The 18,841-nt window shown below is 42.2% G+C and carries 17 protein-coding genes; all 17 read right to left on the bottom strand.

Annotated elements, in window-relative coordinates; all coding sequences use genetic code 11:
- Positions 1 to 6 precede the first annotated feature (6 nt).
- Complete coding sequence (locus GO816_RS08885; RefSeq protein WP_157541376.1) at positions 7 to 441, bottom strand: ATP-binding protein; 435 nt, start codon at positions 439 to 441, stop codon at positions 7 to 9.
- Between the two features lie 3 nt (positions 442 to 444).
- Complete coding sequence (locus GO816_RS08880) at positions 445 to 768, bottom strand: STAS domain-containing protein (protein WP_157541374.1); 324 nt, start codon at positions 766 to 768, stop codon at positions 445 to 447.
- Positions 769 to 777: 9 nt separating this feature from the next.
- On the bottom strand, positions 778 to 2,922 hold the full coding sequence (glgX, locus tag GO816_RS08875; protein WP_157541372.1) for a glycogen debranching protein GlgX: 2,145 nt from the start codon (positions 2,920 to 2,922) through the stop codon (positions 778 to 780).
- 1 nt (position 2,923) lies between these two features.
- Positions 2,924 to 3,253: an STAS domain-containing protein gene (locus GO816_RS08870; protein WP_157541371.1), complete on the bottom strand. Its 330-nt coding sequence runs from the start codon at positions 3,251 to 3,253 to the stop codon at positions 2,924 to 2,926.
- A 51-nt stretch (positions 3,254 to 3,304) separates the two neighbouring features.
- The gene (locus GO816_RS08865; RefSeq protein WP_157541369.1) at positions 3,305 to 5,137 is read right to left on the bottom strand and encodes an AGE family epimerase/isomerase; all 1,833 of its coding nucleotides are present in this window, start codon (positions 5,135 to 5,137) and stop codon (positions 3,305 to 3,307) included.
- A gap of 36 nt (positions 5,138 to 5,173) precedes the next feature.
- Positions 5,174 to 5,749 (bottom strand): DJ-1/PfpI family protein, encoded by a 576-nt coding sequence (locus GO816_RS08860; protein WP_157541366.1) that lies wholly within the window; start codon positions 5,747 to 5,749, stop codon positions 5,174 to 5,176.
- A gap of 166 nt (positions 5,750 to 5,915) precedes the next feature.
- Positions 5,916 to 6,401, bottom strand: a complete 486-nt coding sequence (locus GO816_RS08855; RefSeq protein WP_157541364.1) for a hypothetical protein — start codon at positions 6,399 to 6,401, stop codon at positions 5,916 to 5,918.
- A gap of 4 nt (positions 6,402 to 6,405) precedes the next feature.
- Positions 6,406 to 7,503, bottom strand: a complete 1,098-nt coding sequence (locus GO816_RS08850) for a zinc-dependent alcohol dehydrogenase (protein ID WP_198171462.1) — start codon at positions 7,501 to 7,503, stop codon at positions 6,406 to 6,408.
- A 288-nt stretch (positions 7,504 to 7,791) separates the two neighbouring features.
- Positions 7,792 to 8,145: a cupin domain-containing protein gene (locus GO816_RS08845; protein ID WP_157541360.1), complete on the bottom strand. Its 354-nt coding sequence runs from the start codon at positions 8,143 to 8,145 to the stop codon at positions 7,792 to 7,794.
- 27 nt (positions 8,146 to 8,172) lie between these two features.
- Positions 8,173 to 8,457: a GNAT family N-acetyltransferase gene (locus tag GO816_RS08840; RefSeq protein ID WP_157541358.1), complete on the bottom strand. Its 285-nt coding sequence runs from the start codon at positions 8,455 to 8,457 to the stop codon at positions 8,173 to 8,175.
- A gap of 34 nt (positions 8,458 to 8,491) precedes the next feature.
- Positions 8,492 to 9,115: an alpha/beta hydrolase gene (locus GO816_RS08835; protein WP_157541356.1), complete on the bottom strand. Its 624-nt coding sequence runs from the start codon at positions 9,113 to 9,115 to the stop codon at positions 8,492 to 8,494.
- A gap of 2 nt (positions 9,116 to 9,117) precedes the next feature.
- Positions 9,118 to 10,053: a ring-cleaving dioxygenase gene (locus GO816_RS08830; protein WP_157541355.1), complete on the bottom strand. Its 936-nt coding sequence runs from the start codon at positions 10,051 to 10,053 to the stop codon at positions 9,118 to 9,120.
- A gap of 178 nt (positions 10,054 to 10,231) precedes the next feature.
- A complete protein-coding gene (locus GO816_RS08825) occupies positions 10,232 to 10,759 on the bottom strand; it encodes an OmpA family protein (RefSeq protein WP_157541353.1) in 528 nt (175 codons plus the stop codon).
- A 90-nt stretch (positions 10,760 to 10,849) separates the two neighbouring features.
- Entirely contained in the window at positions 10,850 to 11,530 is a 681-nt protein-coding gene (locus tag GO816_RS18965; RefSeq protein WP_317163616.1) for a response regulator transcription factor, read from the bottom strand.
- A gap of 123 nt (positions 11,531 to 11,653) precedes the next feature.
- Positions 11,654 to 15,034: a DEAD/DEAH box helicase gene (locus GO816_RS08815; protein WP_157541351.1), complete on the bottom strand. Its 3,381-nt coding sequence runs from the start codon at positions 15,032 to 15,034 to the stop codon at positions 11,654 to 11,656.
- Between the two features lie 40 nt (positions 15,035 to 15,074).
- On the bottom strand, positions 15,075 to 15,776 hold the full coding sequence (locus GO816_RS08810; protein ID WP_157541349.1) for a sulfite oxidase-like oxidoreductase: 702 nt from the start codon (positions 15,774 to 15,776) through the stop codon (positions 15,075 to 15,077).
- Between the two features lie 156 nt (positions 15,777 to 15,932).
- Positions 15,933 to 18,839 carry an FAD-binding and (Fe-S)-binding domain-containing protein gene (locus GO816_RS08805; protein WP_157541347.1) on the bottom strand — a complete coding sequence of 969 codons (2,907 nt, stop codon included), beginning with the start codon at positions 18,837 to 18,839 and terminating at the stop codon, positions 15,933 to 15,935.
- Between the last annotated feature and the right edge of the window lie 2 nt (positions 18,840 to 18,841).

Raw genomic sequence — 18,841 nt, 5'->3', positions numbered from 1 at the left:
AAGGCTTTAAGCCTGTGCGTTAATTACAAAAATATTGTAATTACTGCCATCTTTATACTCGTAATTAAAATCATCAACGCTTTGCCGGGCCAACACTATACCAAGGCCTCCAATAGGGCGCTCCTCAAGTGGTATATTGAGGTCTGCCTCTTCAGGTGTTAAGTGTTGCAACGGGTTGAATGGTGTTGCAGTATCAATCAACGTAACCTTTAACTGATCACTAAAATTAGTTTGCACATGAACCTCTATTTGCCCGTTTGATGCACCTGTAGCCGGATAACCGTAGTTTATGATATTAGTTGCAATTTCGTCCACCGCCAGGCAAAGCCCGTAAGTTTGCTTTTTATTGAGATTTACCTCAACACAATGTTCCGCAATAAAATTCCTTATTGGCTCAAGTGAATCAAGCGTAGCCGCAAACGTTTTAACCATTTTATCCATGGCTTATTGGGCTGGGTAATTATCAACAATATGTACGCTGTGTATTATGCCGGTCATTTGCAGGGTATCCACTATCTGGCCCTGCGGTTGTACTATATAAATTTGCACCGATGTACCTAACTTTTGCTTGGCAAAAATGAGCATGCGCAAACCGGCTGATGACATAAACTCAAGTTCGCTAATGTAAAGTACCAAGGCAGACGGTGCCTGCGTAGCTACCTTTTGTATCTCAACCTGCATCAATGATGCCGATGAAGAGTCAAGCGAACCTGACAGGGTTAATTTAGCAATTCCTTCGCTTATTTCTGATGTAATTATAAAAGCCATAGTGTTATTTTACAATGGGTTAGTATTTTTAAGTTTACCTAGTAATACAATTACTGAACGCGGGCCCAAAACATATTGTACCGTGTTTTGGATAACAGGCTCGTTGCCTATATCAAAATGGCAAGGTGCATCAACTATTCCAGTATTGACTGATGTATGCCAGCACATACCGTTGGACAGTAAAGGCAATTCCAATTTAAATGCTTCGCACGATGAGTTGGTGGCTATATAAATATAATCATCCAAACAGGTGCCGTTTTTAGCATACTGCCCGTTAAGCATGCAAGCAAACACCCTGCTATCAGCCGAAAAATCGCATTGGAAGGGTTTCACACCGTGAAAGGTTATATCGGCAAAGCCGGTGTGCATGTAATCGGTATGCGTAAAGTGATTACGATTGCGCAGCACAGGGTGTGCTTTGCGAAAGGCAATTACATGCTTTGCAAAAACAAATAAATCGGCGTTCTCGTTTTTGAGTTCCCAGTTTAGCCAGTTTATATCGTTATCATGACAGTAAGCATTATTGTTACCATGTTGTGTGCGGCCCATCTCGTCGCCCATATAAATCATGGGTACGCCCTGGCTTACTAACAATATGGTGAGCGCATTTTTCATTTGCCGGTGCCGCAAGGCAATTACCTCTTCTATAACTGTTTCGCCTTCGTAGCCACAGTTCCAGCTTTCGTTATTGCTGCAGCCATCGTTATTGTCTTCCCCGTTTGCGTAATTATGTTTAGTGTTGTATGCAAATAAGTCATACAAAGTAAGCCCATCATGGCAGGTTATAAAATTTATACCGGCGGTAGTGCCTCGCGTTGGGTACATCCACGGCGAACCTTGTATTGCCTGGGCTAAGTGGCCAACCATTGCTGCATCGCCTTTAAGATATTTCCTCACATTGTCGCGGTATTTACCATTCCATTCGGCCCAACGACCGTACGCCGGAAAATTACCTACCTGGTACAATCCACCCGCGTCCCAGGCTTCTGCAATAAGCTTGCAATTAGCCAACACAGGGTCAAACGCCAGTGACTCTAACAATGGCGGGTTATTCAGCGGACTTCCATCAGGTGCCCTTCCTAAAATTGCTGCCAAATCAAATCTAAAGCCGTCAATGTGGTACTCCGAAGCCCAGTAACGTAAACAATCCAATACCATGTTGCGCACCACCGGGTTGTTGCAGTTAAGCGTGTTACCAGTTCCCGAAAAATTGAAGTAATAACCTTCGGGCGTAAGCATATAGTAAGTTTTGTTATCAATTCCTTTAAAAGATATGGCAGGTCCGCGGTGATCACCCTCGGCGGTATGGTTAAACACAACATCCAAAAAAACCTCAATACCGTTGCTGTGCAAGTCTTTAATCAGCGTTTTCAATTCATCAACCTGCATACCCAGCCTGCCACTGGCAGCATAGCCCGCTTTAGGCGAAAAGAAATTGAGCGTGCTGTAACCCCAGTAGTTCACTAATTGTTCACCTGTTTCGGGGTGAAGTTTGCTATGTTCCCATTCATCAAATTCGTAAATGGGCATTAACTCTATACAATTTATGCCAAGCTCCTTTAGATATGGAATTTTTTCGCGTATGCCGGCGAACGTACCCTTATACTTAGCGCCCGATGTCGGGTGCATAGTAAAGCTGCGCACATGCATTTCATATATTACCAGGTCTTCAATAGGAATTTGCAGCGGACGGTCATACTCCCAGTCAAAATCCTCAAACACAAGCCTCGACCGAAACGAATACATTTCATCCTTATTCGGCAATGCCAACCATGTGTCACGGCCGCCAATAGCTTTGGCATATGGGTCGGATAGTATAGTATCCTTATTGAACCGATGGCCGTTAGCTGGATCATAAGGTCCGTCCATGCGGTAACCATATTCCAAATTCTCAAAGTCGAGATCAAATACAATCATGCAGTAAACGTTACCAATTTTGAACTCATCCGGAAACGGAATCTCTGCGAAGGGCGATGCCTCACCCCTTTCAAACATTACTAACGTACAAGATGTTGATGCGCTTGAGTATACCGAAAAGTTAACCCCGTTAGGTACCATAGTGGCACCAAAAGGCAACACATGACCACGGCGATATTTTATGCCCTTATGCTCATGTGTTGGGTAATAATCAATACGCAGGTCAAGCTCGGCCATATTAATTATTTGCAAATGCTTCCTTAAGAGTTGGTGCAATTTCAAAAAAGGTTATAAAGCCGGTCATAAACATCACATCCATTATTTCTTCAGACACACCTACCAGCACAACCTTACCGTTATTGCTTTTTAGCTGACGGTAAACCATAAGTAATACCCGTAACCCCGCACTGGATACAAAGCTTACAGCAGTAAGATCAAGCACCATGAGGTTACGGTCGTTCACTACCGGTAATATACTTTGCTGCAAATCGGGAGCAGTTTTGCTGTCAATACTGCCTTCAATAGAGGCAATCACTGCTGTTTCGGTTTCCTTTACGGATACTTTCATTATAAATTTATCATTTCTAAATTCCTAAGGCTGTGGCTTATCAAATCATATTTAATCTAACCATGTTACCGGCGCAAGCTTCACCTTTACGCGCACCTGGTTATCGGTTTGAGGCAGGTTTACAAAAAGACCTTTGGCATCAAAATCATGGTAAGGTTCATCGTTTATAAAACAGGCTTCAATACAAATACTGCCCTCAGGTAAAATATCGGGTGAAACCCTGAGTATGTTGTCCTTAAATGAATTTGGATAAGGCTTGAAATACATAAACATAGGCTGCTTTTTAATGAGAAGGTTAATGTAAGTAGCCGACAGATAGCACAGCTCCATGCTATGATAACCACTCATAGAATGACTGCCTTTAAACCTTTCATTACCAACTAAATATGGCAACCCGTTGGCTAAAGTATTGAAGTAAACCCCACCGTCATCTGTATCCAAAAAAAATGCGCTGTAAAAGGCAGCAACTTCCCGTGCATAGCGTAGGTATTCATCATCTTTTAAAGTGCCATGCATAATGAGGTAGGCTAAAATTGCCTGCTCTTGCTGCCACCAGGCCTTACGATCATGAAAGGAAAACTCGTGATGTTTGCCATCGGGCTTTTTAATGCGATCAACCACGTCATACCAGCCGCCACGTTGCCGGTCGCAGCCAACATCCGGCATTTCTTCGGCTATTTTGCGGGCAAAATCAAGGTATTCTACTTTTGGCTTAAGCGATTGCATGCGCATCAAATTCCATGCAATTTTAAGGTTATGCCCTACAACCGCGCGGTTTTGCTGCCAGCCCCACACCTGGTCTTTACTCCAATCCTCGTTAAACCGCTCCTGTATAAACGGGCTATTCAAGTAATCAGGAAAGAACCTCGTGATAGTATCAAATGTATATTCTAAGAACTCAGCATATTTAGAATCCCCTGTGGCCAGGTAAAGGTTAATGAGATAAGCCGGTGCATGATCACCAATTGAATTCCAGTTTTTACGCGCCCTGTTTGCACCTAATGATTCATCACGAGCACTCAACATTATAGGATCGATATGTGAAAAGTAACCTTCCTGCGCCTCATCTTTATAAAAGCGTTCAAAAAGTGAGATAGTCTTTTCAATATCCGTCATAATACGCTGATCGCCCGTTATACGCATAGTTTGCGTAGGGCCGGCAAGTGCATAAATTTGCTCATACATGGGTATGGAGTCGTAGTCGTCCCCAAACTCAGATGTAAGCAATTTAGTTTCCTTTTCACCATCGACCTTTATACCATGATACCAGTACACGATATCTTCGTCCTGGTCAAAAAAACGCATATGCTTGCGCAGGTAGTTTGTACCGGCCTCTGCTCCTTCCAAAAACTCGTCTTTGCCGGTTAATAAATAAGCTGATGCAAAGCCATACACCAAACGAGAAATTGTATCTGTTTCCTGCAAATAATCGCCGTGCTTACTGCCACCTAAATGCAAAAATGTGCGGTATTGGCGATAATTGATAGGCTCTTGCGGATAATTGAACTGCCATTTCAGATAGCTATGGCCTATAGACTCAACTTGCCTAATCCACCAATCGGGTTCTTCATGGCGATAGTTACTCGGTCCTTTACCCGGAAAAATTAACCATTGTGCCTGGAATAGCATGCCGCCATTTCCTGGATAAAAAGTACCGTAAGCAAACACCATTTGCCGCGGCAAGGCCAACAGATGATTAATTTGTTCGGTTGCATCCTGATAGGGCTCGCCCAAATTACGTGCAAAACGTGCGTAAGTGTTAGGCATAAGGTGAATGACAAACTCACGATCATCAGATGTTTTTAGTTTGAACGATTGCTCGCGCAAACTAAAATCAATTACGTAACCGGCAATAGTATCTGAAAAGGTGAAGTTAATATCCATACGCCTTGTATTTCAGGTTAAAATTGGAAATTACAATCATGCCTCAGCACCTGACAGAAGTTGAATTATTTTTTTGGCAAATAAATGTGCGTGACCACCTGAACGTGCAGTAACAAGGTCATTATCAATTACTACATCTTCATTGGTGTAAACTGCACCATAGGCTTTGGCATCTCCAATAAGGTTATTATGGCACACCAGCTTACGTCCTATAACAAGTTCTGTTGCGGGTGCTACAAGCCATAAACCGTGGCAAATTATGCCTTTGATAATTTTTTTATTGGCAAACGCCCGTTTTAAAAACTGCGTGGCTGGTGGTAGTTGATCTACGTCTTCGGTATAACGAAGGCGGTCGGCCACAAAACCCGATGGAACTATGATGGCATCAAACGAGTTCAATTCCTCATCTGTCATGCTTTCAAAACTCTCAATACAATCTAAAGGCGCTTTATATTCTTTACCGTAGAATGTGAGTTTTGGTTGCCCCCATAAGCGGGTTAAGAAATGCAAATCGGCACCCTCTTCAGCAAACCGGTATTGGTAGTAAAAAATCTCGTTTTCAAAAAAATCACTTTCTATAAGGATTGCTATCTTTTTTGTGCTGAGTTTCATTTATTGTGATATGCTGTAGGTTTTTCGCCTACTAATTTAAACAAAGCATCTTATTACCGCTCGTAAAATGTTAATTATGTTTAATTTATACTTAAACATAGTAGCTATATCAAAACAAAAAGCCCCGGTAAGCAAACTTACCGGGGCGTTGGAATGAATGAAAGATTTACTTTCTTTTCTTTAGGAGCAAAGCACCCACCCCTACCGCCACGGCGGCACAAAGCAAGCCTTTGGCTATATATTTTTTTGGATTGTACTTCAATTCCATTTTAATGCCACCCTCAGCAAATGTGTTGGGCATATAGCCTTTGGCTAAATCAGCAATGATGCCTTCATATACGTTTATACGATCAGCAAAAATAAGGGGCAGCCAGTGACGATATCTGTCTTCGCTATGTTTAAAGGCGTAACGCCTTATCATGCCACTTAAACCTGACGGAGGCGTAGAGGTGCCAAATACAGCCGTTATTACAGGGCGCTCATTTGAACACAGCACCTCAATGTTTTGTGGTTGCTGTGCGGCCCGCTCATAATTGATACGGTTATGATCGTCACCTGTGTAGTTCTTCATCGGGTATGTTGGTTCGTTTTCCGGATCGGCATCCATGCCATATCCCGGGATGCTTTTTACATCAATATCTTTATTGGCCATAGATCTATGCTTTAGCAGATGGTATTAAAACAGTTTTTATACAATTATCAAGCTTGGAAGAGAACAAGCGATAAGCATCAGCTACTTCTTCCAGCGGAATACGATGCGTTATCAATTCGCTTGGTTTTAGCCTGCCCGCCTGTACGTGTTCAATTAGCTTAGGCAGTAAACGCTTTACTGATGCCTGGTTAGCACGAAGAGTAATGCCCTTATTTACAACATTGCCTATTGGTATTAAATTAAACGGAGGACCATAAACACCCACTACTGATACAATGCCTCCTTTTTTAACAGAATTGATTGCCCATTGCAACGCAGTACCTGCACCCGCTTGCATAAGTGCCACCCTCCCGCTAAGTGTTTGCAAGGTATTACCTTCTGCCTCACAGCCTACGGCATCAATACAAACATCAGCACCGTACCAATCGGTGGTTTTCTTTAAAAACACAACCGGATCACCAATCGACTTGAAGTTGTAAGCTTCGCACTTGGAATAATTTCGGGCAAATTCTAAACGATACTCAACATGATCGATGATAATCACTCTCGAAGGCCCGAAGAACCATGCGCACCTGGCTGCCATTATACCAATTGGTCCGGCACCAAATACAACCACAGTATCACCTGGTTTAATGCCAGCCATTTCGGCTGCCTGATATCCTGTTGGTACCACATCGGTCAACATTACTGCATCATCCAGGTCCATATCGGGCGGTATAACCGTTGGGCCAACATCTGCATAAGGCACCCTTACATATTCTGCCTGTCCGCCATCAAAACCACCGGCCGTGTGCGAGTAACCAAATATGCCGCCAACCGCTGTTGCTTGCGGATTTGATTCGTGGCAATTGCCGTAAAGACCCTGCTTGCAAAAATTACATCTACCGCAGGCAATATTGAACGGCACCAAAACATTGTCGCCAACTTTAAGATTCTGAACTGCCGGTCCAACCTCCTCTACAACCCCTGTAAACTCATGCCCGAAAGTCATACCAACACGCGTATCAGGTACAAAACCATGATAGAGGTGCAGGTCAGATCCGCATATACAAGTACGTGTTACCCGTACAATGGCATCTTCCGGATGTAATATTTCTGGCATTGGCCGTTGTTCGGCACGGACCCTATACGGGCCTCTGTAATTCATTGCAAGCATGTAAATAAACTTTTAAAGGTTTGTAAAATTTATTCTTTAAAGTTCTAACACTGATTTACTATACTGGTTTGAATTATTTAATTTATAATTAACGAGTGAAAGGAATTTGAAAATTATTTTATGATTAGTAAATACACTTTATGCTTAAAATTAGCATCACAGTGTTAACCGACTGGTAGCACCTTTTAGCTTAAGCCATGCGCCGTAATACAGTTGACATCTAAGGTTGATACTCTAAAGTTCAATAAATAACGAGGTACGTTCTTTTGCCTCCAGGTTGCGGCTTCGGTGTCCTTTACCGGTAACATCTTCCATTAGTAAAATTTCTCCGGAATGAAAAGCTCGCTTCTCACCGGTGGATGTTTCTATTTCAACGCCACCATCAAGCAGCACAACAAACTGACGAGCTGGAGCATTATGAAAGTCATCATAGCCAGCGGGAACCTTCCGCAAAATAACGTTCTTTACGGCTATTCGTTCAGACAAGGAACCAATCGCTCCGGCATCGGTTAAGGGATAGTAGACGTCTTCAAAACAACTGTCACCCTGTATGTTCGTATAAACGCGCGTACCTTTGAAATTTTCCATATTGATGATATGAGCAAGTGCCCCCCTTTAAGCTAAAAGTCTGTTCCACTCGGGGTGGCGCTTCAAGTAAAGACCCACGTAAGTGCATAAGGGTACTAGCTTAAGTTTATGTTCTTCAAGGTAAGCAAACGTCTTCTCAACAATAGCCTCGGCAGCACCTTTACCTTTTAGTTCAACAGGCACTTCAGTATGAATCAGGTACACTTTGTCGCCCTTTTGCTTATAATCTATAAAGGCACGGTGCCCTTCTATTACCAGTTCAAAATTATGAATGGCCTCGTTGTTAACTAACTGAATATCTTCGTAACTCATGTTGTAATAAATATAAAATTTGATGTACGATTGATCAGGCAAATATTAACTGGTTAGCCAGTTCAACCTCATCCATGCTTATGGTATGTGGCCTACCTTCGTAAACTTTAAGCGTAACCCTAGCGCCAAGCCTACTTATTATCTCTACGCTTTCATTAACACGACTTAAAGGCACATGCGGGTCAGGGTTGCCGGTTGTAATAAGTACAGGTGTACCGTTAAAGTCTCCGTTGTAATTTTCCTGCCTAATGTGCTCGCCTATCAGGCCGCCGGTAAAAGCCACCGCACCACCAAACACTTTTGCATTACGCGTTATGTATTCAAGTGTTAAGCAAGCACCCTGTGAAAAGCCTGCAAAGTATATCCTATCTTCAGTGAACCCATCCTTTTTTATTTGATCAACCAATTGATCAATTACTTCAAGGGCAGAGTTAAGCGCAGGTTGGTTTTGCTCATCAGGCGCCATAAAACTGTATGGGTACCAGCTATTGTTAGCTGCCTGGGGGGCATAAATAGCAAGGTTTGCAACGCTAAGCTCTTTTGATAAGCTCATAATGTTTGTGGCGGTACTCCCACGACCGTGCAACATTACCAGTGCCCCTTTTGCTTCGGCAGCAGGGGCACCAGTTGTTTTGTATTCAAACTGATGATTATACATGCTTATACTAATTTAGGTAAAGTAGTTTCTAAACTTGCACGGTATTCTTCGTATTGTGCTGGTAACTTAAGGCGCATTCCTAATTCGCTTACCGGTTCGTCAACACTAAAGCCGGGGTTATCAGTAGCTATCTCAAACAATACACCTCCCGGCTCACGAAAGTATAATGAGTAGAAGTAATTACGATCAATTTTATCGGTTATATGCAAACCCAGCGCTTCAATTTTTTCACGGTACTGCATCAATACCTCTTCATTTTGCACCCTAAACGCAACGTGATGCACTGAGCCGCCCGCAACATGACCGGCATGTTCGCCCGGCACCTCCACCAAATCAACTATGTTAGCGTTTTCAACTGCATCAGTCACAAAACGGAAACGGTTTACATGCTGTTCTAAAAGTTTGTAACCAAACACGTTAGTCAAAATGTCGGCTGTTGGCTGCATTTTATTGGTGGTAATGGTAATGTTATGGAACCCTTTGGTTGCATGGTCGGCTGTAACCTCTTCTGTTTCCCAAGGCAAACGGCTATCAGCGGTTTTTGATGCAATCAGTTCAAGCTTCAATCCATCAGGATCTAAAAACGTAAGGTACTGCTCACCAAATTTCTCTGCTGGTTTGTTGTACACTACGTTGTGTTTCTCAAAACGATTAATCCAGAAATCAAAGCTGTTTACAGGAACTGAGTAACCTATCTCTGTTGCCTGGCGGGTGCCGCGCCTGCCCGTTGCAATTCCTTCCCACGGGAAAAAGGTAAGTATACTGCCGGGTGTACCCTGCTCATCGCCATAATATAAATGGTAGGTTTGAGGATCGTCAAAGTTTACCGTTTTTTTAACCAGGCGTAAGCCTAATACTTTACTGTAAAAGTTAAAATTACGTTGTGCATTACCGGCAATGGCTGTAATGTGATGAATACCTCTGATTGAATTTTCCATGATATTTGTTTTAAGTATTTGTTGTGTTTTGTTAAATCAAATGTCGGAGTATTACAAAGAGCTACACTTAACGTAGGTTAAGAAATTGCAATGCTTGATTTTTTCGTGATTTTAATTAAACAACAAAGCCGCTTTGCATACTGCAAAGCGGCTTCAAATTTAAGATGTCACTTTTTGCTTAATTTACTTTAACCTCTACCCTACGGTTAGTAGCGCGCGCTTCTTCTGTACCATTGTTGTTAAGCGGTTTGCTTTCGCCCCAACCTTTAACACTCAAAGCTGCTCCGTTTACGCCGGCGTTAACGAGGTATTGCTTAACCGAGTTGGCACGATCTTCACTTAACGACTGGTTATGCGCTGCACTACCTTCGGCTGAAGAGTGACCATTTATCATGAATGTTTTTGAAGCATCCTTTTTAATTTCGGCAGCCACCTTGTCCAGTAATTCATATGAACCGGTTTTAAGTACGGCAGAATTAAATTCAAACTGAATATTACTGAAGTTATAGTTAGGCTTTGGCGGTGCCGGAGCTTCCTGAGGTGGCGCGGCAGGCGGAGGCACAGGTTTTTCCTGTTTTGGTGGTGCAGGTTGCGCAACCGGGGCCGGTGCTGCTGGTTTAGTTACAACCTTTTTTGTTTTACAAGCCTGAAACGTAAGGCTTACTGCAAATGCAGTTATTAAAAAACTAATTTTAGATATATTCATAAACAATTGCTTTTGGCGCCAAACTTATAAAACATTCGGCAAAACACCATTTGTATTTAACTATAATAACTTTTGACTGACCCTTTTGAGCTAGATAAGGTCAAAGGCACGGGCGTACTGGCTTAACTCGTAAAAGCTTGTTGTACCAAGTTTTTGCCTGATGTTTTTGCGATGTGTTTCTACCGTATTGGTTGATATGAATAGCTCCTCTGCAGTTTTGGCAGCGCTTTTACCCATAGCCAACGTTCGCAGTACTTCGCGCTCGCGATGGCTTAATTTTTTATATAAACTGAAGTTTTTCCGTAAGAAGTTGTTCTCCTCTAATAGCCTTGATGCTTTGGAGGCCATATGGTGCATGGCATCTATTGCAAACGACATCGTTATTGACAGTACAGGATGATCTTCCTCATCCCGAAGAAGAATTTTGGTGCTGCTCATGTGCCAGGTCCAATCGGCATATTGATTGATACGTACCTGCTGAAAGTAAGTAACGCTATCTTCAAGATTACCAGACTGGATTAATCCTAAAATTTTGGGTACATAATCCTTGGCATCTTCGGGGTTAAAATGTCTGGCATGATACTCTTCGGCTGTAAGTGCAGTTACTTCGCTTAATGCAACTCCCAGCTGCTTTAAGCCATTGCCCGACATCCAGATTACTTTCCAGTTACGCAAATCATGAATAATGGTTACTCCCGGGTAGGCGGCTGCAGTTTCGGTGATGTAATCTATCGTTTGCTGTATATTTGTTTCGATAAGTTTAGTTTGCATAAAAGTCGAACCAAAATATTCGTTTTTTCATAAAAACTCAAACCTATTATATATAATGGGTGATATAACGGTGCATGTAGGCCACTGACTTAGCCCATTAATCAGAAAAGCATTGACCTTATATCATGGATGATTAAGCAAACCTAATAGGTCATCCCGGTTAAGGGATTTGAAGAAACCATCATCTTGCCCGATAAGATGCTCTGAAAGGTTAAGCTTGGTTTCCTGTAAAACAGCTATCTTTTCTTCAATAGTGTCTGTACAGATTAACCTCACCGCAACTACATGTTTTTGCTGACCTATGCGGTAAGCCCTATCAATAGCCTGGTTTTCTACTGCTGGGTTCCACCACGGATCGACAAGGTAAACATAATCAGCTGCAGTTAAATTCAAACCCGTACCACCAGCTTTCAGGCTCACCAAAAATACTCTTACATCATTATTATTTTGAAACTCATCAACCACTGCCTGCCTGTTTTTGGTGCTACCGGTTAGCTTGGTATAGCCTATATTGCACCAGTCTAGCTCTTTACCTATAAGGTTAAGCATGGTAACAAATTGCGAAAAAACAAGAATTTTGTGATTAGATGCTTTGCTTTGAATCTGCTCCAACAATACCTCAATTTTGGCTGATTCATTACCAGGAAGTTTATCTCCGCTGATTAGCAACGGCGAATTACATATTTGCCTTAACCTTGTTAAGCCGCGCAGTACATGCATTGAATTTTTGGGAAGTTCTTCTTGCGTTACAGCCGATATATACTCGCGAAATTCACGCTCGTATGCCTCGTAAAACTTGCGCTGCTGCGTTTGCATTTCGCAGTACACAACCATTTCAGTTTTTTCGGGCAACTCGTGGGCAACTTCTTGTTTGGTTCGCCTCAAAACAAAAGGCTTGATTTTTTCCTGTAGCTCAACAGAACGGCGGCCTTCTTTAAACTGATCAATTGGCGTTGAGTAAATCTCTTTAAAATATTGTTTGCTGCCAAGCAGTCCTGGGCATGCAAATGAAAGCTGAGCGTATAAATCAAACGTATTATTTTCGATAGGCGTACCAGTTACCGCTATACGATTACGGGCCTTTAGCAGGCGAGCAGCTTTGTACCTTTGCGATTCGGGATTTTTAATATTTTGTGACTCATCCAGAATAACGTAGTTGAACTCAAATTCTTTCAGGTAATTAACGTCAGATAATAACGTACCGTAAGTAGTGAGAATAATATCAAATTCATCAAACCCGGCTGTGGATCTGCGCCGATTGGCACCGTACAATGTGTGCAATTTCAAATTCGGCGCAAACCTGCTTACTTCTGTTTGCCAGTTGAACACCAGTGATGTAGGCACTACAACCAGGTTTACATTGTTTGCTACCTTTTGGCGTTGCAACAAAATAAACGCTATAATTTGAAGCGTTTTGCCTAAACCCATATCATCTGCCAGGCAACCGCCAAAGTTAAATTCATCTAAAAAGTTCAACCAATTTAAGCCCTCCTGCTGGTAGCCACGCAATGTTGCGTTTAAGCCAACCGGTATTGAAGCCTGTTTTATACTTTTAAATTCTTGAAATTTACTTTTGTAGTTGCGTATTTCCTGTATAACGTTGGCCTCCAACATACTGGCATCATACATTTGCTCAATAGAAGCGAAACCGGTTTTGGGTGTAAGCAATACATCCTCCAACACCTCTCCCACGTTAAACCAAACAGCAAATTTTTGCATCCACTCCTCGGGCAAAATGCCAAGTGTGCCATCGTCAAGTTGTACAAATTTACTTTTGTTGCGTATGGCTTTATGCAGGTGTTTTAATGATGCCCGCTGCTTTCCGTATTGAGCCGTAATTATAGTATTAAACCAATTTATGCCACTTATTACCTGTACTGTTACCTTTACCTTATTTGCATTAAGTTTGTTATTGCTTAGTTCACTAAAGCCTAAAATATTGATATTCGAATGGGTCCATTTTTCGAAGGTATTCAAAAGCCAATCAGCGTTTAAGAAGTATTTTTTGTGCAGATAAAAATACTGTAGTTCATCTGTCAGTTGCTCTTCAAAGTTTATGTGCTGACGAAGAATCAGGGACATGAAGTGAGCCTCCGCATCATGGTTACGTTTTACCTGAAAGTACTTTCCTTTACTATCCTGCGCATGGATTTCCTTTTTTGTACGAATAGGCACCTCCGTTTCGCCGTAAAGCATCACCGGAAAAATCATCACATGCTGTCCGAAATCTGATAAATAAATAGTCATCTCCGGATTCTTGTCAAAGCCCTGTTCAGCAATCTGATCTTGCGTTGCGGGCTTCAAGTATGTATAACTAACATTTACACTCTCTTCCAAGTTACTTAAAACGTGACTTCGTAATTGATTATACCTGGAGTGATGTATGAGCAGGTCGGCCTCTATGCGGCCAAAAAATGCAATAATGTTGAGCATCTGCACATCTTTAACCAAGTATAGGTTTTGTGGCACTTGTATGAAATAATCGTGTGTGATATGCAATTCATTAAGGGCATAAACCACGCTGCCCAGTTGTAACGTGGCCGATACGCGATAAAAATCACCCTCAATGTATACTTTGATGTTGATGTTATGCTTTACCCTGCTAACTTTCACGGGCATTAAAGCATTGGCTGTCAACTTCTCCGATATTTCGCTATTATGGAGGTAGCAAGGTAAGCTTAAAGGGTTTCGAACAACAGCTTTAAGACTTTGAATAGTTGCATTATCTACCTTTGCGTTTACAGCACTTTGGAAACGCATTAAAGCAGTAAAAAACTTAAGCTCTAACGGGTCGTCAGTGCTCCACACCTGCTCAAGCGGATTAACTGCTTCTACCGGATTTTTGATCTTAGCATCTTTTGTTAATGGCGCATCGCATAAATCAATCATTAAATGCTTATAATACTTATGCTGTTTAAAAACAATAAAACGCTGCTGGAAATTATCATTTTGATGAGCTAACGGTACCTCTTGTTTGGGAAGCAGCAATTGCTTCATATGGCTAAGGCTGTTTAGGTTTACAGGGTATAACCCATGTTGCAGGGGCTTTACAAATGCGGCACCATCTTTATAAATAAGTTCAAAATAAAGGCTTAAATCAGGTTCGTTTTGCAGGCCAAATTCAATAGCTTTTTGCTTAAGATGCTGATTACGCAGGTCATCATCAAAAAATAAGCGTAAGTCATTGGTGTGTGTAATGTACTGTACAACGCTTGCCTGGTGTTCGCAAAGCCGGTTACCTGTTTGGTTACAATGGCAAGTTATATGAAGGCCATCATCCAGCTTTACAACTTCGACTACGGGGAACAATGCAGCATTGAACATGGCACTGAATATCCCTCTGTTTACAGTCAAAAAATCAACTTGCAATGGTTGAACGGTAGCGTACTGACCACCAGTGCTGTGTTGGGCAATAACGGTGTCAGTGAGGTCTCCTATACTTTTATTAAGTACATAAGTATGCGACGAAGGCAACTCCTCATTGTTAAAACCGGCATTAGTCATTCATCGGCAAATATAACTTATCAGCGGCGTTAGTATGTGGTTATTCATCATCACTATATCTATCATTGCGCCATGGGTACGCCGTATTCGAATAGCCTCGATCCTCCCAAAAGCCGGGCTTATCCTCGGTTAAAAACTCAATACGTTTTATCCATTTAGCACCTTTCCAGGCGTATAACTGTGGTGTGATCATACGAACGGGGCCACCATGCTCAACAGGCAATGGCTGCCCTTCATAGGTATGAACCAGTAAAACATCGGGCTTTAAGGCTTCTTCTAACGAAATGTTGGTTGAGTAGGTGTCATAACTATAGCACATAATGTGGGTGGCATTTTCATGCGGTTGTACTAACGAAGCAAGGTCGAGCATGCTTACACCCTTCCAGTGCATGTTTAATTTTGACCATGTGGTTACGCAATGGAAATCAGAAACATCTTTAGTTTGTGGAAGAGCTAAAAATTCCTTCCATGTGATACGTACAGGGTTTTGTACTGCACCATCAATGGTTAGTCGCCAACGGTCTGACGATATGTTTGGATGATATCCTAAATCAAGCACCGGCCACTTGGTTGTAGTAGTTTGCCCTATAGGAACAGATGGCATACCATGACGATTTATTTTGCCTGAACCGCGAGGTGCACTATCAACCAATGATGGTGTCAGCTTAATTTTCTCCTCAAACCGCGCTTTAATCTTCATCCGCCATTCAATTATACGGGCCAGCTTATCATCGTTTTCCATGGTAGTTGCGGTAACTCAATGTCTTATAATTTATTTCTGTCACATCACTAATCAGCACTGTTTTTTGTGCAATATATAACCTTATATCGATTAGGGCCTTAAACCAAGGTCTCAGCTTTGTTCTTATTTCGGTTATCGGCGATAGCATAATCTGGCTTATAGCAGCGCGTCATATAATATTTCAACCGGGTGTAGTGCCGTTCTGTTTGCACCATCCAGTATTTGATGGCGGCAGCTGATGCCGGTAGCAGCAATTATGACTTCTTCAGGCGCGTTACGTACTGCAGGAAGTAAAACTAATTCGCCAATTTGCATGGAAAGCTCATAGTGCTCCTTTTCGTAACCAAATGAACCGGCCATACCACAACATCCTGAGGGTATTGTTTCTAGGTGAAAGTTTTTAGGAAACGATAAGATATATTGCGATGAACCGAGCAGGTTCAATGCTTTTTGCTGGCAATGTCCGTGCAATTTTATAGTCTTTGGCTCATGAGTAAATTGATCCTTTTTGATGTTTCCATTTTTCATCTCGCGGGCAATAAACTCATCTATCAATAATGAATTTGAGGAAAGCTTATGTGCCGCTTGCAGCAGATGCTCATCCACTAAATCGGGAAATTCATCTCGAAAAGTTAAAATTGCTGATGGCTCGATACCTATCAAAGGTGTATTAATATCTACGAACTGACTTAGCAATTCCACGTTCTTATTAGCTAACGATTTTGCCTTGCGCAACAATCCTTTTGATATTGCTGCACGGCCGCTCTCATAATGCTTAGGCACAATTACCTGATAGCCCAAACGCTCCAACAGTTCTACTGCTTTTAAGCCAATATTCGCATCCTGATAATTTGTATACTCATCGCAAAAAAAATAAACTTTTTTATCAGATGCATAACCTTTACGTTTTGAAAACCAATGCTGTAAGGTAAAATTGCAAAGCCTTGGAAGCGATCTTTTATTCGCAAAGCCTATGGTGTTTTTTAAAAGCTGACTTACAAATTTATTGGTTACCAAAAAATTGTATACGCCTGGCAAAAATGCACCAAGTTGTGACAACTTAGCGTAGGCCGCAACCAACTTGGTTCTAAAGGGCACACCGTTCGCATCATGATAATGTTGTAAAAACTCAGCTTTCAGTTTAGCCATATCAACGTTAGATGGGCACTCCGATTTACAACCTTTACAACTCAGGCATAAATCCATCACCTCTTTTATCTCAGGATGATTGAAGCGATTAAGCTGCGTGGAGTTAGTAAGATAACTACGCAGGATGTTTGCCCGTGCACGGGTGGTATCTTTTTCATTGCGGGTTGCCATATACGATGGGCACATGGTACCGCCCATTAAGTGAGATTTACGGCAATCACCCGAGCCGTTACACTGCTCGGCATGTTGCAGCACATTTTGGCCATTATACCTGAATGCAGTTTTAATTGCTGGCACTTGCTGCCCGGGGTTATAACGCAAATTTGTATTCATTTGCGGTGTATCAACAATCTTACCGGGGTTAAATATATTATGAGGATCCCAAGTGGCTTTTATTTCTTTTATAAGGCCAAAGTTTTTAGCCCCTATCATCTGCTCAATAAACTCTCCGCGCAACCTGCCATCACCATGCTCGCCGCTTAGCGAGCCCTGGTATTTTTTTACCAGTAATGCAATTTCCTGCGCAATTACACGAAACAGGCGATTGCCTTCTTCAGTCTTTAAGTTTAGTATTGGTCGCAAGTGAATCTCGCCCGAGCCGGCGTGCGCGTAATGAACGGCATCGAGCCCGTACTTTTGTAATATGGTATTAAATTCGGCAATATAGGCTGGTAAATCTTCAACAGCAACGGCAGTATCTTCAATTACCGCTACGGGTTTAGCATCGCCCGGTAGATTGCTCAACAATCCTAAGCCTGCTTTACGCAAAGCCCATATACGCCTGGTATCATTGCCGAACAAAAGGGGAAAATGATAGCCTAGCTTGGCTTCGCGCATTTCAGCTTCGACTTTTAAAGCAATTGCTTTTATCTCACTTTCATTATCGCCCGAAAACTCTACTACAAGTATGGCTCCGGGATTGCCACTTACAAAAAACCGGTTCTCGCGTTGTTCAATGTTGTCTTTGGTACATTCTAATATGTAATGGTCAATCAATTCACTCGCACCCGCACTATATTTAAGGGCAATAAGATTGGCACGTAAGGCCTCATCAACGGAATTAAAGTGAATGCACAGCAAACCGCTTACGGGCGGCGGTAAAGGTGATAAATTAAGCTTGATTTCGGTTATAAAGGCAAGTGTACCTTCTGAGCCGGCAATAAGCTTACAGAAGTTAAAGGCCTTACCTCCTGCCGTAAACGGATCACTTTCAAGCAACGCATCAATTGCATAGCCGGTATTCCTTCGCTCAATCCCTCGCTTTGGAAACTCGCGCTTTATTTCAACCTGATTGCTATAATCACTTAGTTGTGCACGGATGTTACGGTAAATTGCTGCTTCGAGCGTTTCGCCGTTGCATTTAGCTATAAAATCATCAAAGCTTAAGCTTTTGAATTCAACCCCACTTCCATCGCTTAGCAAGGCTTTAACCTCAAGCAAATGTTCGCGCATGCTCTTATATACAATTGAATTTGAACCACATGAGTTATTACCAACCATTCCACCTATCATAGCCCGGTTAGCTGTTGAAGTTTCGGGACCAAAAAACAGTCCATGCGGTTTAAGGAACAAATTCAGTTCATCGCGCACTACACCCGGCTGCACCTTCACCCAATGCTCATTAACATTAAGTTGAAGTATTTTGTTAAAATGCTTTGATACATCTACCACAATGCCGCTACCAACCACCTGCCCCGCAAGCGACGTACCCGCAGTACGCGGTATAAGCGAAGTATGATTTTCACGGGCAAAACTTATAAGCCTGGCTATATCTTTAACTGTACGCGGTACAGCTACAGCTAACGGCATTTCTGCATAAGCAGATGCATCGGTAGAGTATAATATGCGCATCGCGTCATCAGCGTAAAACTCTCCTTCAAGCGCGGCACGTAACTCATTAAGCTTTTGCTGCATTA

It is taken from the genome of Mucilaginibacter aquatilis (assembly GCF_009755275.1).
Taxonomy (GTDB): Bacteria; Bacteroidota; Bacteroidia; order Sphingobacteriales; family Sphingobacteriaceae; genus Mucilaginibacter; species Mucilaginibacter aquatilis.
This window is presented reverse-complemented; position numbering and strand designations above follow the sequence as displayed.

Bases quoted from the DNA above. Each gene is read 5' to 3' on its own strand.
- GO816_RS08885 (WP_157541376.1), bottom strand. From the start codon at position 441: ATGGATAAAATGGTTAAAACGTTTGCGGCTACGCTTGATTCACTTGAG.
- GO816_RS08840 (WP_157541358.1), bottom strand. From the start codon at position 8,457: ATGAGTTACGAAGATATTCAGTTAGTTAACAACGAGGCCATTCATAAT.
- GO816_RS18965 (WP_317163616.1), bottom strand. From the start codon at position 11,530: ATGCAAACTAAACTTATCGAAACAAATATACAGCAAACGATAGATTAC.
- GO816_RS08865 (WP_157541369.1), bottom strand. From the start codon at position 5,137: ATGGATATTAACTTCACCTTTTCAGATACTATTGCCGGTTACGTAATT.
- GO816_RS08860 (WP_157541366.1), bottom strand. From the start codon at position 5,749: ATGAAACTCAGCACAAAAAAGATAGCAATCCTTATAGAAAGTGATTTT.
- GO816_RS08850 (WP_198171462.1), bottom strand. From the start codon at position 7,503: ATGCCAGAAATATTACATCCGGAAGATGCCATTGTACGGGTAACACGT.
- GO816_RS08855 (WP_157541364.1), bottom strand. From the start codon at position 6,401: ATGGCCAATAAAGATATTGATGTAAAAAGCATCCCGGGATATGGCATG.
- GO816_RS08830 (WP_157541355.1), bottom strand. From the start codon at position 10,053: ATGGAAAATTCAATCAGAGGTATTCATCACATTACAGCCATTGCCGGT.
- GO816_RS08870 (WP_157541371.1), bottom strand. From the start codon at position 3,253: ATGAAAGTATCCGTAAAGGAAACCGAAACAGCAGTGATTGCCTCTATT.
- GO816_RS08825 (WP_157541353.1), bottom strand. From the start codon at position 10,759: ATGAATATATCTAAAATTAGTTTTTTAATAACTGCATTTGCAGTAAGC.
- GO816_RS08880 (WP_157541374.1), bottom strand. From the start codon at position 768: ATGGCTTTTATAATTACATCAGAAATAAGCGAAGGAATTGCTAAATTA.
- GO816_RS08835 (WP_157541356.1), bottom strand. From the start codon at position 9,115: ATGTATAATCATCAGTTTGAATACAAAACAACTGGTGCCCCTGCTGCC.
- GO816_RS08805 (WP_157541347.1), bottom strand. From the start codon at position 18,839: ATGCAGCAAAAGCTTAATGAGTTACGTGCCGCGCTTGAAGGAGAGTTT.
- glgX (WP_157541372.1), bottom strand. From the start codon at position 2,922: ATGGCCGAGCTTGACCTGCGTATTGATTATTACCCAACACATGAGCAT.
- GO816_RS08815 (WP_157541351.1), bottom strand. From the start codon at position 15,034: ATGACTAATGCCGGTTTTAACAATGAGGAGTTGCCTTCGTCGCATACT.
- GO816_RS08845 (WP_157541360.1), bottom strand. From the start codon at position 8,145: ATGGAAAATTTCAAAGGTACGCGCGTTTATACGAACATACAGGGTGAC.
- GO816_RS08810 (WP_157541349.1), bottom strand. From the start codon at position 15,776: ATGGAAAACGATGATAAGCTGGCCCGTATAATTGAATGGCGGATGAAG.